Here is a 15619-nt window from a genome sequence, read left to right on the forward strand (position 1 = left end):
CCACTCGGGTCGTCTCGGGCCCCGAAGGGCCCGTCCCGACCGTCCGGGTCCCGAAGGGCCCCGTTCCGGTCAGAAGACCGACTCTGCCTCGCGCATGCGGTCCTCGGGGACCGTCTTGAGCTGGGTCACGGCCTCGGCCAGCGGCACCATCTCGACGTTCGTGCCGCGCAGCGCGGTCATCCGGCCGAAGTCGCCGCGGTGGGCCGCCTCCACCGCGTGCCAGCCGAAGCGGGTGGCGAGCACCCGGTCGTACGCGGTCGGCGTGCCGCCACGCTGGACGTGGCCGAGGATGACCGGGCGGGCCTCCTTGCCGAGGCGCCGCTCCAGCTCGACGGCGAGCTGGTTGCCGATGCCCTGGAAGCGCTCGTGGCCGAACTGGTCGATCTCGCCCTTCTCGTAGTCCATGGAGCCCTCGGCCGGGTGGGCGCCCTCGGCGACGCAGATGACGGCGAACTTCTTGCCGCGGGCGAAGCGCTCCTCGACCATCTTGACGAGGTCGTCGACCTGGAAGGGGCGCTCGGGGAGGCAGATGCCGTGGGCGCCGCCGGCCATGCCGGACTCGAGGGCGATCCAGCCGGCGTGGCGGCCCATCACCTCGACGACCATCACCCGCTGGTGGGACTCGGCGGTCGTCTTGAGGCGGTCCATGGCCTCGGTGGCGACGCCGACGGCGGTGTCGAAGCCGAAGGTGCGGTCCGTGGAGGAGATGTCGTTGTCGATGGTCTTCGGGACGCCGACGACGGGCATGCCGGCCTCGGAGAGCATCCGGGCGGCGGTCAGGGTGCCTTCGCCGCCGATGGGGATGAGGACGTCGATGCCGTACGTGCGGGCCAGGTCGGAGGCGGAATCGGCGGCCTCGCGGAGCCGGTTCCGCTCCAGGCGGGCGGAGCCGAGGATGGTGCCGCCGCGGGCGAGGATGCCGCTGACGGCGTCGAGGTCGAGGGGGCGGTAGTGGCCGTCGAGGAGGCCCTTGAACCCGTCCTCGAAGCCGATGACTTCGTCGTTGTGGCCGGTCAGCGCCCGGTGCACGACCGACCGGATCACTGCGTTCAGGCCGGGGCAGTCGCCGCCTGCGGTGAGAACTCCGATGCGCATCGTGCTTGGTCTCCTGCTCGGTCGCGGTCCGTTGTGAGCCACCACGATTCTCCCACGCGCCGCCCGGCGGACGCGTTCGTCGCCCGTCCGCGCGTCCCTGTCGGTGGCCCGCGGAGGCCTTTTGTCCCGGGTTTCCGGGCCCTTCGTCCGGGGGGCGACGTAACCATCGGCGGGGGTATTGTCAAGGGGGTAATGCCGCCCTATCGGGGCTTTCTGAGCACTGCCGATTGACGCACGGGGCGCGGATCGGTGCCGCGAGAGCACCGCTCGGCCCCTTCCGCAGGACTGGACAGGAGACCACGGCGTGACGCGCAGCGTGTACGTGACCGGGATCGACCGCGGTGACGGCCGCCAGGTCGTCGAGCTGGGAGTCATGGAGCTCCTCACCCGCCAGGTGGACCGGGTGGGGGTGTTCCGCCCGCTGGTGCACCACCGTCCCGACCGGCTCTTCGATCTGCTGCGCGCCCGCTACCGGCTCTCGCAGGACCCGTCGACGGTCTACGGCATGGACTACCACGAGGCCTCGGCGCTCCAGGCCGAGCGGGGCACCGACGAGCTGGTCTCCCGGCTCGTCGACCGCTTCCACGACGTCGCCCGCGACTACGAGGTCGTCCTCGTCCTCGGCACCGACTTCGCCGCCACCCAGCTCCCCGACGAGCTCGCGCTCAACGCGCGCCTCGCCAACGAGTTCGGCGCCTCCGTCATCCCGGTGGTCGGCGGCAAGGGCCAGGCCGCCGAGTCCGTGCGGGCCGAGGCGCGCAACGCCTTCCGGGCGTACGACGGGCTCGGCTGCGACGTCCTCGCGATGGTCGTCAACCGGGTGTCCGGCGAGGACCGCGAGCCCATCGCCGAGCGGCTCGCGGCCCGGCTCCCCGTGCCCTGCTACGTGCTGCCCGACGAGCCGGCGCTCGCCGCGCCCACGGTCGCCCAGATCACCCACGCGCTGGGCGCCTCCGTCGTCCTCGGCGACGACGCCGGGCTGGCGCGGGACGCGCTCGACTTCGTCTTCGGCGGCGCGATGCTGCCGAACTTCCTCCCCGCGCTGACCCCGGGCTGTCTCGTCGTCACCCCCGGGGACCGGGCCGACCTGGTCGTCGGCGCGCTCGCCGCGCACTCGGCCGGCACCCCGCCGATCGCCGGCGTGCTGCTCACCCTGAACGAGCGGCCCGACGACGCGATCCTGACCCTGGCGGCCCGCCTCGCGCCCGGCACGCCGGTCATCTCCGTGCCCGGCAACAGCTTCCCGACCGCGGCCGAGCTGTTCGCGCTCGAAGGCAAGCTGAGCGCCGCGACCCCGCGCAAGGCGGAGACCGCCCTCGGTCTCTTCGAGCGGCACGTGGACACCACCGACCTCCTCAAGCGGATCTCGGTGGCGCGCAGCGGCCGGGTCACGCCGATGATGTTCGAGCACGAGCTGCTCGAACAGGCCCGGGCCGACCGGCGCCGGGTGGTGCTGCCGGAGGGCACCGAGGAGCGGGTGCTGCGCGCGGCGGACGTGCTGGTCCGCCGTGACGTCTGCGATCTGACGCTGCTCGGCGACGTCGAGGCCATCCGCAAGAAGGCCGCCGACCTGAGCGTCAACCTGGGCGACACGCAGCTGATCGACCCGCAGACCTCGGAGCTGCGCGACTCCTTCGCCGAGAAGTACGCGGCGCTGCGGGCCCACAAGGGCGTCACCGTCGAGCTGGCGTACGACGTCGTCTCGGACGTGAACTACTTCGGCACCCTGATGGTGCAGGAGGGCCTCGCCGACGGCATGGTGTCGGGGTCCGTGCACTCCACGGCGGCGACGATCCGGCCCGCGTTCGAGATCATCAAGACGAAGCCGGACGCCTCGATCGTCTCCTCGGTGTTCTTCATGTGCCTCGCCGACAAGGTCCTCGTGTACGGCGACTGCGCGGTCAACCCGGACCCGAACGCCGAGCAGCTCGCGGACATCGCCGCCCAGTCGGCGGAGACCGCGGCCCGCTTCGGGGTGGAGCCGCGGATCGCGATGCTCTCGTACTCCACCGGCACCTCGGGCTCCGGCGCGGACGTCGACAAGGTGCGGGAGGCGACGAAGCTGGTCCGCGAGGCGCGTCCGGAGCTGCGGATCGAGGGCCCGATCCAGTACGACGCGGCCGTCGAGCCCTCCGTCGCGGCGACGAAGCTGCCGGGTTCGGAGGTGGCGGGTCAGGCGACCGTGCTGATCTTCCCGGACCTCAACACGGGCAACAACACCTACAAGGCCGTGCAGCGTTCGGCCGGCGCCGTGGCGGTCGGCCCGGTGCTCCAGGGTCTGCGCAAGCCCGTGAACGACCTCTCGCGCGGCGCGCTCGTCAGCGACATCGTCAACACGGTCGCCATCACGGCGATCCAGTCCCAGTCCCAGGAGCTCCCGGCATGACCCCTCCCGCCCACCCGTCGCCCACCACCGCCCTGCCCGACGGGCTTCGCTCGACCCCTCCCACCCGTGTGCTGGTCCTCAACTCCGGTTCCTCGTCGGTGAAGTACCAGCTGCTCGACATGCGTGACGACAGCCGCCTGGCGCAGGGTCTCGTGGAGCGGATCGGCGAGGAGACCTCGCGGATCGCGCACACCCCGCCGGGGGGCGGTGAGAAGCGGGAGAGGAGCGGGCCGATCGCGGATCACGCGGCCGCGCTGAAGGCGGTCGCCGAGGAGCTGGCGACGGACGGTCTGGGCCTGGACTCCCCCGAGCTGGCGGCGATCGGCCACCGGGTGGTGCACGGCGGGCTGCGGTTCACCGAGCCGACGGTGATCGACGACGAGGTGCTCGCGGAGATCGAGCGGCTCGTGCCGGTGGCGCCGCTGCACAACCCGGCGAACCTGGTGGGCATCCGTACGGCGATGGCGATGCGCCCGGACCTGCCGCAGGTGGCGGTCTTCGACACCGCCTTCCACACGACGATGCCGGAGTCGGCGGCGCGGTACGCGATCGACGTGGAGACGGCCGACGCGCACCGGATCCGCCGGTACGGCTTCCACGGCACCTCGCACGCGTACGTCTCGCGGGAGACGGCGCGCCTCCTCGGCAAGGAGCCGGAGGAGGTGAACGTGATCGTGCTGCACCTGGGGAACGGCGCGTCGGCGTCGGCGGTGCGGGGCGGCCGGTGCGTGGACACCTCGATGGGTCTGACGCCGCTGGAGGGCCTGGTCATGGGCACCCGCTCGGGCGACATCGACCCGGCGGTGACCTTCCACCTGATGCGGAACGCGGACATGTCGGCGGAGGAGGTCGACGTGCTGCTGAACAAGAAGTCCGGGCTGGTGGGGCTCTGCGGCGACAACGACATGCGGGAGATCCGCCGGCGGATCGACGAGGGCGACGAGCGGGCGGCGCTCGCCTTCGACGTCTACATCCACCGTCTGAAGAAGTACATCGGGGCGTACTACGCGGTGCTCGGCCGGGTGGACGCGGTGGCGTTCACGGCGGGGGTCGGTGAGAACGCGGCGCCGGTGCGGGAGGCTGCGATCGCGGGCCTGGAGGAGCTGGGGCTCGCGGTGGACGCGGACCTGAACTCCGTGCGTTCCGACGAGGCCCGGATCATCTCGCCGGTGTACGCGCGGGTGGCGGTCGCGGTGGTGCCGACGGACGAGGAGCTGGAGATCGCGCGCCAGAGCTACGCGCTCGTTCTGGAAGGGGCGAGCTCGAACGAGTGAACGCCTGAGCGGGCCCGCGCCCATTTGTACTTTCCGCCAGACGGAATATTCCGCAGTGAAACAAACCGATAGGATCCGCCTCATGCGCCGTTCCAAAATCGTCTGCACGCTGGGCCCCGCCGTCGACTCGTATGAGCAGCTGAAGGCTCTCATCGAGGCCGGTATGAACGTGGCCCGATTCAACTTCAGCCACGGGTCCCAGGCAGAGCACCAGGAGCGGTACGACCGTCTCCGGCAGGTCTCCGCAGAAATCGGGCGCGCCGTCGGCGTCCTCGCCGACCTCCAGGGCCCGAAGATCCGTCTGGAGACCTTCGCCGAGGGACCGGTCGAGCTGGTGCGCGGTGACGAGTTCACCATCACCACCGAGGACGTCCCGGGCGACAAGTCGATCTGCGGCACCACCTACAAGGGTCTGCCGGGCGACGTCTCCAAGGGCGACCAGGTCCTGATCAACGACGGCAACGTCGAGCTGCGGGTCGTCGAGGTCGACGGCCCCCGGGTCAAGACCATCGTCGTCGAGGGCGGCGTCATCTCCGACCACAAGGGCATCAACCTGCCCGGCGCGGCGGTCAACGTGCCCGCGCTGTCGGAGAAGGACGTCGACGACCTCCGCTTCGCGCTGCGGATGGGCTGCGACATGGTCGCCCTGTCCTTCGTCCGCGACGCCAACGACGTCAAGGACGTCCACAAGGTGATGGACGAGGAGGGCCGCCGGGTCCCCGTCATCGCCAAGGTGGAGAAGCCGCAGGCGGTCGAGAACATGGCGGACGTCGTCGCCGCCTTCGACGCCGTCATGGTGGCCCGTGGCGACCTCGCGGTGGAGTACCCGCTGGAGAAGGTCCCGATGGTGCAGAAGCGCCTCGTGGAGATGTGCCGCCGCAACGCCAAGCCGGTCATCGTCGCCACCCAGATGATGGAGTCGATGATCACCAACTCCCGGCCGACCCGCGCCGAGGCGAGCGACGTCGCCAACGCGATCCTGGACGGCGCGGACGCGGTCATGCTCTCGGCCGAGTCCTCGGTCGGCGCGTACCCGATCGAGACCGTCAAGACGATGTCGAAGATCGTCGCCGCGGCCGAGGAGGAGCTCCTCTCCAAGGGCCTCCAGCCCCTGGTCCCCGGCAAGAAGCCGCGCACCCAGGGCGGCTCCGTCGCCCGCGCGGCCTGCGAGATCGCGGACTTCCTCGACGGCAAGGCGCTGATCGCCTTCACGCAGTCCGGCGACACCGCCCGCCGCCTCTCGCGCTACCGCACGCAGCAGCCGATCCTCGCCTTCACGACGGACGAGGGCACCCGGAACCAGCTCACCCTGAGCTGGGGCGTGGAGTCCTTCCTGGTCCCGTTCGTGAACAACACGGACGCCATGGTCGACCTCGTGGACGCCGAGCTCCTCAAGCTCCAGCGCCACAGCGAGGGCGACATCATGGTCATCACTGCCGGCTCGCCCCCCGGCGTCCCGGGCACGACCAACATGGTCCGCGTCCACCACCTCGGCGGCGCCGAGCACGCCTGACCCGCGTGAGCCATGACGAAGCCCCCGTCCGGTGCGGACGGGGGCTTCGTCGTGTGCGGCTCCCGGAGTGGTACGGGGGTCAGCTGGGCTCGATCGTGTTGCGGAGGCCGGGGACCCTGAGGGTGCCGCCGAACTGGCCCGCCTGCTTGAGCTTCACGTTGGTGAAGAAGACCTCCGGGAGGTTCAGCGGCGGCGGGGACTCCGGGCTGAAGGTGATCGGGATGAGGCCGATGAGGTTGCCCTTCAGCTCCTCTGTGTACATCGTCACCGTGCCCTCGGTGATGGTCGACTCCTTGCCCTTGTCGGAACGGACGTGGGCCGTCAGCCCTTCGGAGTGCTCCGTCAGCTGGTGCAGGTCCTTGATCTTCACCGTGGTCGCGGTGAACTTCAGCACCTTCTTGATCTTGCCGCTGCCGGTCTTCACCTCGACGATGCCGTGGTACTTCAGGCCGCTCAGCGTGAGCTTCGTGCTCTCCAGGCGCCACGGCGCGTCCGGGAGCAGCGGGATGCCCTGCTCCAGGTCGGCGTCCGCGAGGGCCTGCGCGTCGTACTCGGGGCACGGGAAACGGGGCTTGGCCCCGTCGGGTATGTCCGTGTCCGGCTTGACGTCGAGACCCTTGGCGCTCTCGGGGAGCTCCTCGACCTTGGCACCGGCCTCCGCGGCGGCCTTCTCGATCGCCTTCCTCGTCCGGTCGGCGTCCGGGTCCTCCGCCGGCTTCGGCTTGGAGGACGCGGTGGCGGTCGGTGCCGGGGCGTCGGTCGCCGGCGCCTTGTCGGCGGGGGCCCCCGTCTGCTGCGGAGCGGGGGTCGTCGGCGCCGCCGTCGTGGGCGTGGCCGTCGGCGTCTTGTCGGGGCCGTCGAAGAGGTCCGTGAGGGCGTCGCCCAGGCCCAGCGGGTCCAGCGGGTTCCTGGACTGCGTCGGCGAGGGGGTGGCCGTGGGGGTCGCGGCGGGCGCGGGGGCGGTCGTCGCGCGCTCCTGCGTCTGGGGCGCGGCGGTCTGGCCGGTCTGCCGCGCGGCGGTCTGGCCGGTCTGCGTCGCGGCGGGCGTCGGGGTCCCGGACGGCGTCGCGCCGGCGGAGGGCGTGGCGGTCGCCGAGGGGGTGTCCGTCGGCGTGGCCGTGGCGGTGGGCTTCGCGCTCCCGTCCGGCTTCGCCGTGTCCGTCGCCTCCGGCGTCGGCTCGTCCGAGCGCGTCACACAGGGGCCGGGGGCGAAGGGGATGTCCGCGTCGTCCGCGAGGGCGAGTCTGGGCGTGAGGCCCATGCCCACGAGCACCGCGGTCGGCATGGCCGCCAGGGCCATCGCCTTCCCCGCGGGGCCCTGGATCCTGTTCAGCAGCGACTTGCGCGGGGCCGCGTGTCGCGGGCCCTCTTTCGCGAGCGCCGGCTGAGTCTCGTCACCCCGCACTGTTCCTCCCGCCATTGGCGTCGATGGTCGTTTCGGTCGCCTGGTGCTCCGCCTCGCGCTGCTCCGGGACCACGGCCGCGGGCACGACCTCCGTCGCGGGCTCCGCACCGGCCTCGTCCGAGGCCTCCGGCCGACCGTCGTGCTCTGCGCGCTCGCTCTCCTCGACCGGGGGCGCGGGTGCCCAGGCGGCGGACATGCCGCCTCCGATGAGGGCGAACAGGTATCCGATGACGAAGCCGCCGAAGTTCGACACCGGGATGGAGACGAGCGCCAGGACGATCGACGCGACGCCCGCGAACACCCGGACGACGGGCTGGAACCACATCGTCAGGCCGAGCGTGATCAGCAGGACGCCGATGATCAGCGCGGCCGATCCGGCCGTCGTCTGCATGGCCATGGTGATGTTGCCGAGCCGCATGTCCCCGTACGGGAGGTACGCGATCGGTACGCCGCCGATCATGGTGAACAGTCCCGCCCAGAAGGGCCGGGTCTGCCGCCAGACCTTGAACCGGTTCTCCTTTTTGGGGACTTCGCGGGAGGCGGGGATCTCGGCGCTCATGGAACAGCTCCCTGGAAGCGGTGTTGCTGAGAAAGGTGAAGAAAGGAACCTGGCGGGTGGGACCGTGCGCGACGGCCCCACCCTCCGAACGGATCGGTCCTCAGGGACCGGCCGGTCCTAGTAGCACTCGGCGCTCGTGCCCCGGTGCAGCGACAGGTGCAGGTCGGGCAGCTTGAAGGTGCCGGCCGTGGTGGCCCAGGCCTTCTGCTCCACGTTGTTCAGCGTGGCCTGCTGGGCGCGCTGGCCGAAGCCGTACGGGTTGGCCTTGGTGTTGGGCTGGATGCCCGGCTTGCCCGCGTCCGTCTTGCCGCCGAACTCGTTGAGCTTGCCGGCGGCGACGCCGATGTCGATGTTCTTGAACTCGGCGTCGGTCTTGAGCTCGGAGACATCCAGGTAGATGTCCTTGGCGTAGACCTTGTCCTCGTCCTTGCCGGTCTTGACGGCGTCGGTGCCGGCCTCCAGGCGGAGGGTGACGTCACCGATGAACGGCACCTTCGGCGTGACGACCGACTGGCACATGTTGGTGATCCAGGCCTCGGAGAAGCCGGACACGGCCACCGGGGCGGCGAAGTCCTTGCCCTCGAGGTCCTTGCCCGCGTCCACGCTGCCGTACTGGACGAAGTCCGTACCGACGAGGCTGTTGGCCTTAACCTTGAATTCCTGGCCGGAGATGCTGAAGGACGCGGCGAGCGCGCCCTGGGCCAGGCCGACACCGATCGCGGCCGTCGCGGCCACGCTCGGGACCATGACGACGGCGAACCGCTTCCATCTGGTCCCGCCACGAACCTGGGACTTCATGAGAATTCCTCCTTCTCGGACGTACATCTCCGGAGGGACCCCGGGGGGCCACCCTGGGATGGGAGAAGAGCTACGTCCTCGGGAAGGAGAGCGCCGAGGCATCAGGCGGCGCGATGCGCGTCCGAATCACCGGCGATCACCCCCGAGCGACAACCATGGGTCACGCCTTCGAGCGCGACCTGATTGGACAGGCCCCGGTCGGTGAGATCGGGAACCCCCCTGTCCACGACCGGTGCCGGAACACCGGTCCACTCGGTGGGGACCCTCGCCGCGTCCCCGGGTGGTTGCCGGGGTGGTGCGGTTCGGACCGAGCGTCGCCGATCGTGGTCCATTCCGGGCCCCCGCACAAGGGGGTTCGTTACTGGCTAGTAACGGGTGGATAACCACGTCATGGCGGGGCGGGGCCGAACGGGCACGCTGGGTGTGTTCGAGTGACGGTGAATGTCAGGAGATCGCCACATGAATCCGGACAGAACGCCGGGTTCGATTTACTGCAAGTAACAGCGGCCGCGATTACCAAGTTTTGGTAAAGCGCGGCCGCGTTTTGTCACCCTGCTGCCAAATCGTCAGACGATCCGGCACGCCCGGAGAGCTAGAACAGCACCCTGGCGAGGGCCTGCCGGGCGGCCGTCACGCGCGGGTCGTCGGCGCCGATCACCTCGAACAGCTCCAGGAGACGCAGCCGCGCCGCGTTCCGGTCCTCGCCCGCCGTGCGGCGCACGGCCTCCACGAGGCGCCCGAAGGCGTCCTGCACATGACCGCCCACCAGATCCAGGTCGGCGGCGGCGATCTGCGCGGCGACGTCGGCCGGGTTGTCCGCCGCGTTCTTGCGGACGGCGCCCGGGTCGAGGTCCTGCACCCGGGCGAGGAGCTCGGCCTGCGCCAGGCCGAGCTTGGCCTCCGGGTGGGCCGGGTCGTCGGCGAGCACGTTCTTGTACGCCTGGACGGCACCCGCCAGGTCGCCCGCGTCGAGCGCGGACATCGCCGCTTCGAGGAGCGCGTCGTACGGACCGGCCGGCCGCGCCGCCGGGTCCGAGGCGTCGGCGCCGGCGTCCACGACGATGCCGGTGAGGCCGAATCGCTCCTCACCGACCTGGATCAGCTGGTCGAGGGTCTCCCGGATCTGCGCCTCGGGCACCGCGCCCTGGAACAGCGGCAGCGCCTGACCGGCGACCACCGCGAAAACGGCCGGAATTCCCTGGATGCCGAACTGCTGCATCAGCATCTGGTTGGCGTCGACGTCGATCTTCGCGAGCAGGAAGCGGCCGTTGTACTCGACGGCCAGCCGCTCCAGGAGGGGGCCGAGCTGCTTGCACGGCTCACACCACTCGGCCCAGAAGTCGAGGACGACCGGAACCTCGGCCGAGCGCTGGAGCACGTCGCGCTCGAAGCCGGCCTCGTCGACGTCGATCACCAGGGCCGACGGGGGTACGGCGGCGGAACCGCCCTGCCGGGCGGCTTCGGCGCGCGCCTGCTCCGCCTTCGCCTTGGCCTCTCCGGCCGCCTTCACCGCGGCGAGGTCGACGACGCCGCTCATGGACATGTTTCGGGGCTGCATGGATACATCCTCCCCCCTCCGCGCGCGTAACCGGTAAGCCATGGCTGAACCGTGCCGTCCGCGCATCTCCCGCCGGTGTGCGAGACGCGTGGACGACACGGTCCTTCGTCTTCGGCGGCACCGGGTCCCCACCCGGCGCCTGCTGTCGCGCCGGATCCCCATCCGGCACTGTGGTTGTCGCTCAGGCCGCTCAATGCCTTTCGCTACGGGTCGTAGCGTAACTCCAGGGAAGGATCCGGCGGGAGGGCGGGGACGGGATCCGCACGGTGAACTGCCTCACATCACCGGCCTCTGGCGGTGTACCTACCGGCGGGTATGGTCGCTTTCCATGTGTAAGCGCACCAACCCCCGCGGCAGCCGCACCGGGCGCCCCCGCTCCACCGAGGCCGACACGGCCATCCTGGAGGCGACCCGCGCGGCCCTGGTCGAACTGGGCTGGTCCAAGCTCACGATGGGGGACGTGGCCGGCCGCGCCGGGGTCGCGAAGACGACCCTCTACCGCCGCTGGGCCAACAAGAACGAGCTCGTCGTGGACGCCGTCGCCGTCCTCTTCGACGAACTCGAACTGCCCGACCTCGGTTCCCTCCAGGCCGACATCGAGCACGTGGTGCTGCAGTTCGCGGCCCTCCTCGAACGGCCCGAGACGAAGACGGCCCTCATGGCCGTGGTGGCCGAGTCGACCCGGGACGAGCCGCTCCGCGAGCGCATACGCGCCTCCATCGTCGACCGCCAGAAGCGGCTGGTCCTGGCGGGCCGCGAGCGGGCCCAGCAGCGCGGCGAACTCCCGGCGGGCCGCGACCCGATGGCCGTGGACGCCACCGACGACCTGATCTTCGACGTCATCGCGGGCGCGGTCGTGCACCGCGCCCTGGTCAGCGCCGAACCGGTGGACGCCCCCTGGGTGGCCCGCCTCTCCGCGCTCCTGGTGGGCGGCCTGGGGGCGGCGGCGACCACCGGCTGAACGGGCGGAATCCGGCGGGACGTCAGAAGCCCGGGGGCTCCCCGCATCAGAAGCCCGGGGGCTCCGTGTAGACCCCCCACTCCTCGCGCAGGGCGTCGCAGATCTCGCCGAGCGTGGCCTCGGCGCGGACGGCCTCCAGCATCGGGGGGATCATGTTCGACCCGTCCCGGGCCGCCGCGAGCATCGCGTCGAGCGAGGCGCGGACCCGGGCGTCGTCACGCCGCCCCTTGCGCTCGCCGAGGACCCGAACCTGCTCCCACTCGACCTCGTGGCTGACCCGCAGGATCTCCAGGTCGCCGGTGACCGAGCCGTGGTGGACGTTGACGCCGACGACCCGCTTCTCACCCTTCTCCAGGGCCCGCTGGTACCGGAAGGCGGAGTCGGCGATCTCGCCGGTGAACCAGCCGTCCTCGATGCCCCGCAGGATGCCGGAGGTCATCGGGCCGATCGGGTGCCTGCCGTCCGGGTGGGCGCGCAGACCGCGCTCCTTGATCTGCTCGAAGACCTTCTCGGCGTCGGCCTCGATGCGGTCGGTGAGCTGCTCCACGTACCAGGAACCGCCCAGCGGGTCGGCGACGTTGGCGACGCCGGTCTCCTCCATCAGCACCTGCTGGGTGCGCAGCGCGATCTCGGCGGCCTGCTCGCTGGGGAGCGCGAGGGTCTCGTCCAGGGCGTTGGTGTGGAGGGAGTTGGTGCCGCCGAGGACCGCGGAGAGCGCCTCGACCGCGGTCCGCACGACGTTGTTGTACGGCTGCTGGGCGGTGAGGGAGACCCCGGCGGTCTGGGTGTGGAAGCGGAGCCACTGCGCCTTGTCGGTCCTGGCGCCGTAGACCTCCTTCATCCAGCGGGCCCAGATCCGGCGGGCGGCGCGGAACTTGGCGATCTCCTCGAAGAAGTCGAGGTGCGCGTCGAAGAAGAAGGAGAGACCGGGGGCGAAGACGTCGACGTCGAGGCCGCGGGAGAGGCCGAGCTCGACGTAGCCGAAGCCGTCGGCGAGGGTGTACGCCAGCTCCTGCGCGGCCGTCGCCCCGGCCTCGCGGATGTGGTAGCCGGAGACCGAGAGCGGCTTGTACGCGGGGATGCGCGCCGCACAGTGCTCCATCAGGTCGCCGATCAGGCGCAGATGGGGCTCGGGCCGGAAGAGCCACTCCTTCTGGGCGATGTACTCCTTGAAGATGTCGGTCTGCAGCGTGCCGTTGAGGACGGCCGGGTCGACGCCCTGGCGCTCGGCGGCGACCAGGTACATGCAGAAGACCGGGACGGCGGGCCCGGAGATCGTCATGGACGTCGTGACGTCCCCGAGCGGGATGTCCTTGAAGAGGGCCTCCATGTCGGCGGCGGAGTCGACGGCGACGCCGCAGTGCCCGACCTCGCCGAGGGAGCGGGGGTCGTCGGAGTCGCGGCCCATGAGGGTCGGCATGTCGAAGGCGACGGAGAGGCCGCCGCCGCCCGCGGCCAGGATCATCTTGTACCGCTCGTTGGTCTGCTCGGCGTTGCCGAAGCCGGCGAACTGGCGGATGGTCCAGGTCCGGCCCCGGTAGCCGGTCGGGTGCAGACCGCGGGTGAAGGGGTACTCGCCGGGCCAGCCGATGCGCTCGAACCCCTCGTAGACGTCGCCGGGCCGGGGGCCGTAGACCGGCTCGACGGCGTCTCCGGAGAGCGTGCTGAAGTCGGCGTCGCGCTTGTGGGCCTTGTCGTAGCGGGCCTGCCAGCGGCGGCGGCCCTCCTCGATGGCGTCAGCGTCCATCCCTCGAATTTACTAGGACGTCCTAGTAAATGTCGACGGCAAACCCCCGCACGGATGTACGGGGGCAGGGGTCAGGCCTTGACCGGCTGCGCCTGCGCGCCGCTGACCAGCGGAAGCGTCTCGGCGACGACCTTGCGCTCGACGAAGAACGCGGCGGTCGGGATGGTGCCGGAGACCAGCACCCAGAGGAGCTTGCCGAACGGCCACTTCGCCTTGGAGCCCAGGTCGAAGGCGAAGATCAGGTAGATGATGTAGAGGACGCCGTGCAGCTGGGAGACCGCGAAGGTCAGGTCCTCGCCGGTGTGGAAGCCGTACTTCGCCACCATGCAGGCGCAGAGCACGAGCAGCATGACGGCGGTCACGTACGCCATGACGCGGTAGCGGGTCAGCACGCTGGATTTCATGGCTACGAGCGTAACGGCACGATCCGGGCGATCTCCGCCCGGGTCGGGGTGTGGTCAGCCCTCGTCGAAGTCGTGCGCCGCGACCCGCAGCGGGCGCAGCATCGCGAAGATCTCCGCGCACTCCTCGGCGTCGTACGCGCCGAGGCCGAACTCCATCTCCATCAGGTCGCGGGTCGCGGCCTCGACCACCTCGCGGCCCTTCTCCGTGATGGAGGCGAGGGTGCCGCGGCCGTCGTTGGGGTTGGGCCGCTTGGCGACGAGCCCCGACTTCACCAGCCGGTCCACGGTGTTCGTCACCGAGGTCGGATGGACCTGCAGCCGCTCGCCGATCTTGGACATCGGCAGCTCGCCCGCCTTGGAGAAGGTGAGCAGGACCAGGGCCTCGTACCGCGCGAAGGTCAGCCCGTACGGCTTGACGACCGCGTCGACCTCCGCGAGGAGGATCTGGTGGGCGCGCATGATCGAGGTGATCGCGGCCATCGAGGGGACCGGGCCCCAGCGCTTCTGCCAGAGCTCGTCGGCTCGGGCGATGGGGTCGAAGGGGAGACTGAGCGGCTTCGGCACGCATCGACCTTACCGACTGGTCATATGCCGGTCAGCCCCGTCTCGCCTTTCGGTCGCCCGCAGCTCGGCGGCGGCGGCGAGGAGACAGACCGTGCCGAGGACGCCCGTGCCCGCGACGACCGTGTGCACGGGGGCGAACTCGGCCGCGATCCCGGCCCCGGCCATGCCGACGCCCTGCACGGTCATCATGCCCGCGGTCATCAGGGTCATGACCCTCCCCCGCTGCTCCTCGGGGACGGCGGCGACGAACCAGGCGTCGAGGCCGAGGGTGTACGCGCCGGTGGCGCCGGCCAGGAACAGGGCGACGGCCGCGAGGGCGACGCCCGGCTCGGGGGCGTACAGCAGGTACGGCAGGACGCCGGTGACGGCGAGCGGCAGCACGATCCGCGAACGGGTCCCGGCGGAGAGGAACGATCCGGCGAAGAGCTCGCCCGCGATGGTGCCGACGGGCAGCGCGCACATGAGGAGGCCGAGGGCGGCGGTGGAGACGCCGATCTCGTCGGCGTAGGGGGCGGCGAGCGCCTCGGGGACGACGGCGAAGAGCGGCGGCACCCAGAACATCAGCATCAGGGCGCGGATCCGCCGGTCGCGGAGCACCCCCCAGGTGCCGGCGAGTCCGCCCGTGGACGCGGCCGCCCGGGCGGGGCGGCGGGCGGTGCCGAGGCGCAGGAGCAGCGCGGAGACGAGGAACGTGGCGGCGGTGACGGCGAGGGCGCCGCGCGGCGGGACGAGGGTGAGGAGGACGCCGCCGGCGGCGAAGCCGGCGAGCAGCGCGCTCTGCGACACGATCCGCAGCAGCGAACGCCCGAGCACGAACAGCTCGCCCTCGCCGAGGATGTCGGCGAGGGTCGCCATGCGGGTGCCGTTGAAGACGGGCGAGACGACGGCGATGGCGCAGCGCAGCACGAGCAGGACGGCGACGGGGGTGGCGGGCACCACCATGAGCGCGACGCAGCCGGCGCAGACGAGGTCGCAGACGACGAGGATCCGCCGGGGCGGGAGCCGGTCGGTGAGCCCGGCGAGGAGGGTGCCGCCGAGGAGGTAGGGCAGGAACCCGAGCGCGAAGGTGAGCGAGGAGAGCAGCGGCGACCGGGTCAGGTCGTACACGAGCACGGTGAGCGCGAGCTCACTGACGACGACCCCGAGCAGCGAGAACAGATGCGCCACGAACACGAACCGGAACTCGGGGACGGCGAAGACGGCGAGGTATCCGGGGGCCGCGGTCGAATCCTCGGAGTCGGCGACCGGGCCGGACGCGGGCGGCGACCTCGGCCGGCTTGCGGGTGAGCGCCTCGGTCATCATCAGCTCGGTGATGCGGACGTTGGAGATCGTGCCGTCCCGCTTGATCCACGCG

General features: G+C 71.1%; 12 protein-coding genes and 1 pseudogene. 4 read left to right on the forward strand and 9 right to left on the reverse strand.

All coding sequences use genetic code 11. The features are described 5' to 3' along the window. Positions 1–69: 69 nt before the first annotated feature. Positions 70–1095 carry an ATP-dependent 6-phosphofructokinase gene (locus tag ABZ318_RS18550; RefSeq protein WP_356903529.1) on the reverse strand — a complete coding sequence of 342 codons (1026 nt, stop codon included), beginning with the start codon at positions 1093–1095 and terminating at the stop codon, positions 70–72. A 304-nt stretch (positions 1096–1399) separates the two neighbouring features. Here ABZ318_RS18550 and pta point away from each other — a divergent pair, with 304 nt between their 5' ends. From pta to pyk, 3 genes are all read left to right on the forward strand, one after another. Then, complete coding sequence (pta, locus tag ABZ318_RS18555; protein WP_356903530.1) at positions 1400–3481, forward strand: phosphate acetyltransferase; 2082 nt, start codon at positions 1400–1402, stop codon at positions 3479–3481. Then, positions 3478–4755: an acetate kinase gene (locus tag ABZ318_RS18560; RefSeq protein WP_356903531.1), complete on the forward strand. Its 1278-nt coding sequence runs from the start codon at positions 3478–3480 to the stop codon at positions 4753–4755. The genes pta and ABZ318_RS18560 overlap by 4 nt, the downstream gene beginning before the upstream one ends. 82 nt (positions 4756–4837) lie before the next feature. Beyond that, positions 4838–6268 carry a pyruvate kinase gene (gene pyk, locus ABZ318_RS18565; RefSeq protein WP_356903532.1) on the forward strand — a complete coding sequence of 477 codons (1431 nt, stop codon included), beginning with the start codon at positions 4838–4840 and terminating at the stop codon, positions 6266–6268. 79 nt (positions 6269–6347) lie between these two features. On the opposite strand, the gene ABZ318_RS18570 is transcribed toward pyk, so the two are convergent. The 4 genes from ABZ318_RS18570 to ABZ318_RS18585 all read right to left on the reverse strand — a co-directional run bounded on the left by ABZ318_RS18570 (position 6348) and on the right by ABZ318_RS18585 (position 10588). Further along, the gene (locus ABZ318_RS18570; protein WP_356903533.1) at positions 6348–7688 is read right to left on the reverse strand and encodes a hypothetical protein; all 1341 of its coding nucleotides are present in this window, start codon (positions 7686–7688) and stop codon (positions 6348–6350) included. Then, positions 7663–8232, reverse strand: coding sequence for a DUF6114 domain-containing protein (locus ABZ318_RS18575; protein WP_356903534.1), 570 nt, complete (start codon positions 8230–8232; stop codon positions 7663–7665). The genes ABZ318_RS18570 and ABZ318_RS18575 overlap by 26 nt, the downstream gene beginning before the upstream one ends. 117 nt (positions 8233–8349) lie before the next feature. Next, positions 8350–9030 carry a DUF6230 family protein gene (locus ABZ318_RS18580; protein ID WP_356903535.1) on the reverse strand — a complete coding sequence of 227 codons (681 nt, stop codon included), beginning with the start codon at positions 9028–9030 and terminating at the stop codon, positions 8350–8352. 592 nt (positions 9031–9622) lie between these two features. Continuing rightward, positions 9623–10588 carry a tetratricopeptide repeat protein gene (locus tag ABZ318_RS18585; protein ID WP_356903536.1) on the reverse strand — a complete coding sequence of 322 codons (966 nt, stop codon included), beginning with the start codon at positions 10586–10588 and terminating at the stop codon, positions 9623–9625. Positions 10589–10916: 328 nt separating this feature from the next. On the opposite strand from ABZ318_RS18585, the gene ABZ318_RS18590 reads away from it, so the two are divergent. Further along, on the forward strand, positions 10917–11549 hold the full coding sequence (locus ABZ318_RS18590) for a TetR/AcrR family transcriptional regulator (protein WP_356903537.1): 633 nt from the start codon (positions 10917–10919) through the stop codon (positions 11547–11549). A gap of 46 nt (positions 11550–11595) precedes the next feature. Here ABZ318_RS18590 and ABZ318_RS18595 read toward each other — a convergent pair whose 3' ends face one another. The 4 genes and pseudogenes from ABZ318_RS18595 to ABZ318_RS18610 form a co-directional block, all read right to left on the reverse strand. Continuing rightward, positions 11596–13296 carry a methylmalonyl-CoA mutase family protein gene (locus tag ABZ318_RS18595; RefSeq protein WP_356903538.1) on the reverse strand — a complete coding sequence of 567 codons (1701 nt, stop codon included), beginning with the start codon at positions 13294–13296 and terminating at the stop codon, positions 11596–11598. 71 nt (positions 13297–13367) lie between these two features. Further along, positions 13368–13700, reverse strand: coding sequence for a DUF3817 domain-containing protein (locus ABZ318_RS18600; RefSeq protein ID WP_356903539.1), 333 nt, complete (start codon positions 13698–13700; stop codon positions 13368–13370). Between the two features lie 54 nt (positions 13701–13754). Continuing rightward, positions 13755–14264 carry a MarR family transcriptional regulator gene (locus tag ABZ318_RS18605; RefSeq protein ID WP_356903540.1) on the reverse strand — a complete coding sequence of 170 codons (510 nt, stop codon included), beginning with the start codon at positions 14262–14264 and terminating at the stop codon, positions 13755–13757. 9 nt (positions 14265–14273) lie between these two features. After that, positions 14274–15482, reverse strand: a pseudogene (locus ABZ318_RS18610) (MFS transporter); the annotation flags it as partial. Positions 15483–15619: the final 137 nt, after the last annotated feature.

The sequence above is a fragment of the Streptomyces sp. NPDC006197 genome (assembly GCF_040613865.1).
In the GTDB taxonomy this organism is placed as follows: Bacteria; Actinomycetota; Actinomycetes; order Streptomycetales; family Streptomycetaceae; genus Streptomyces.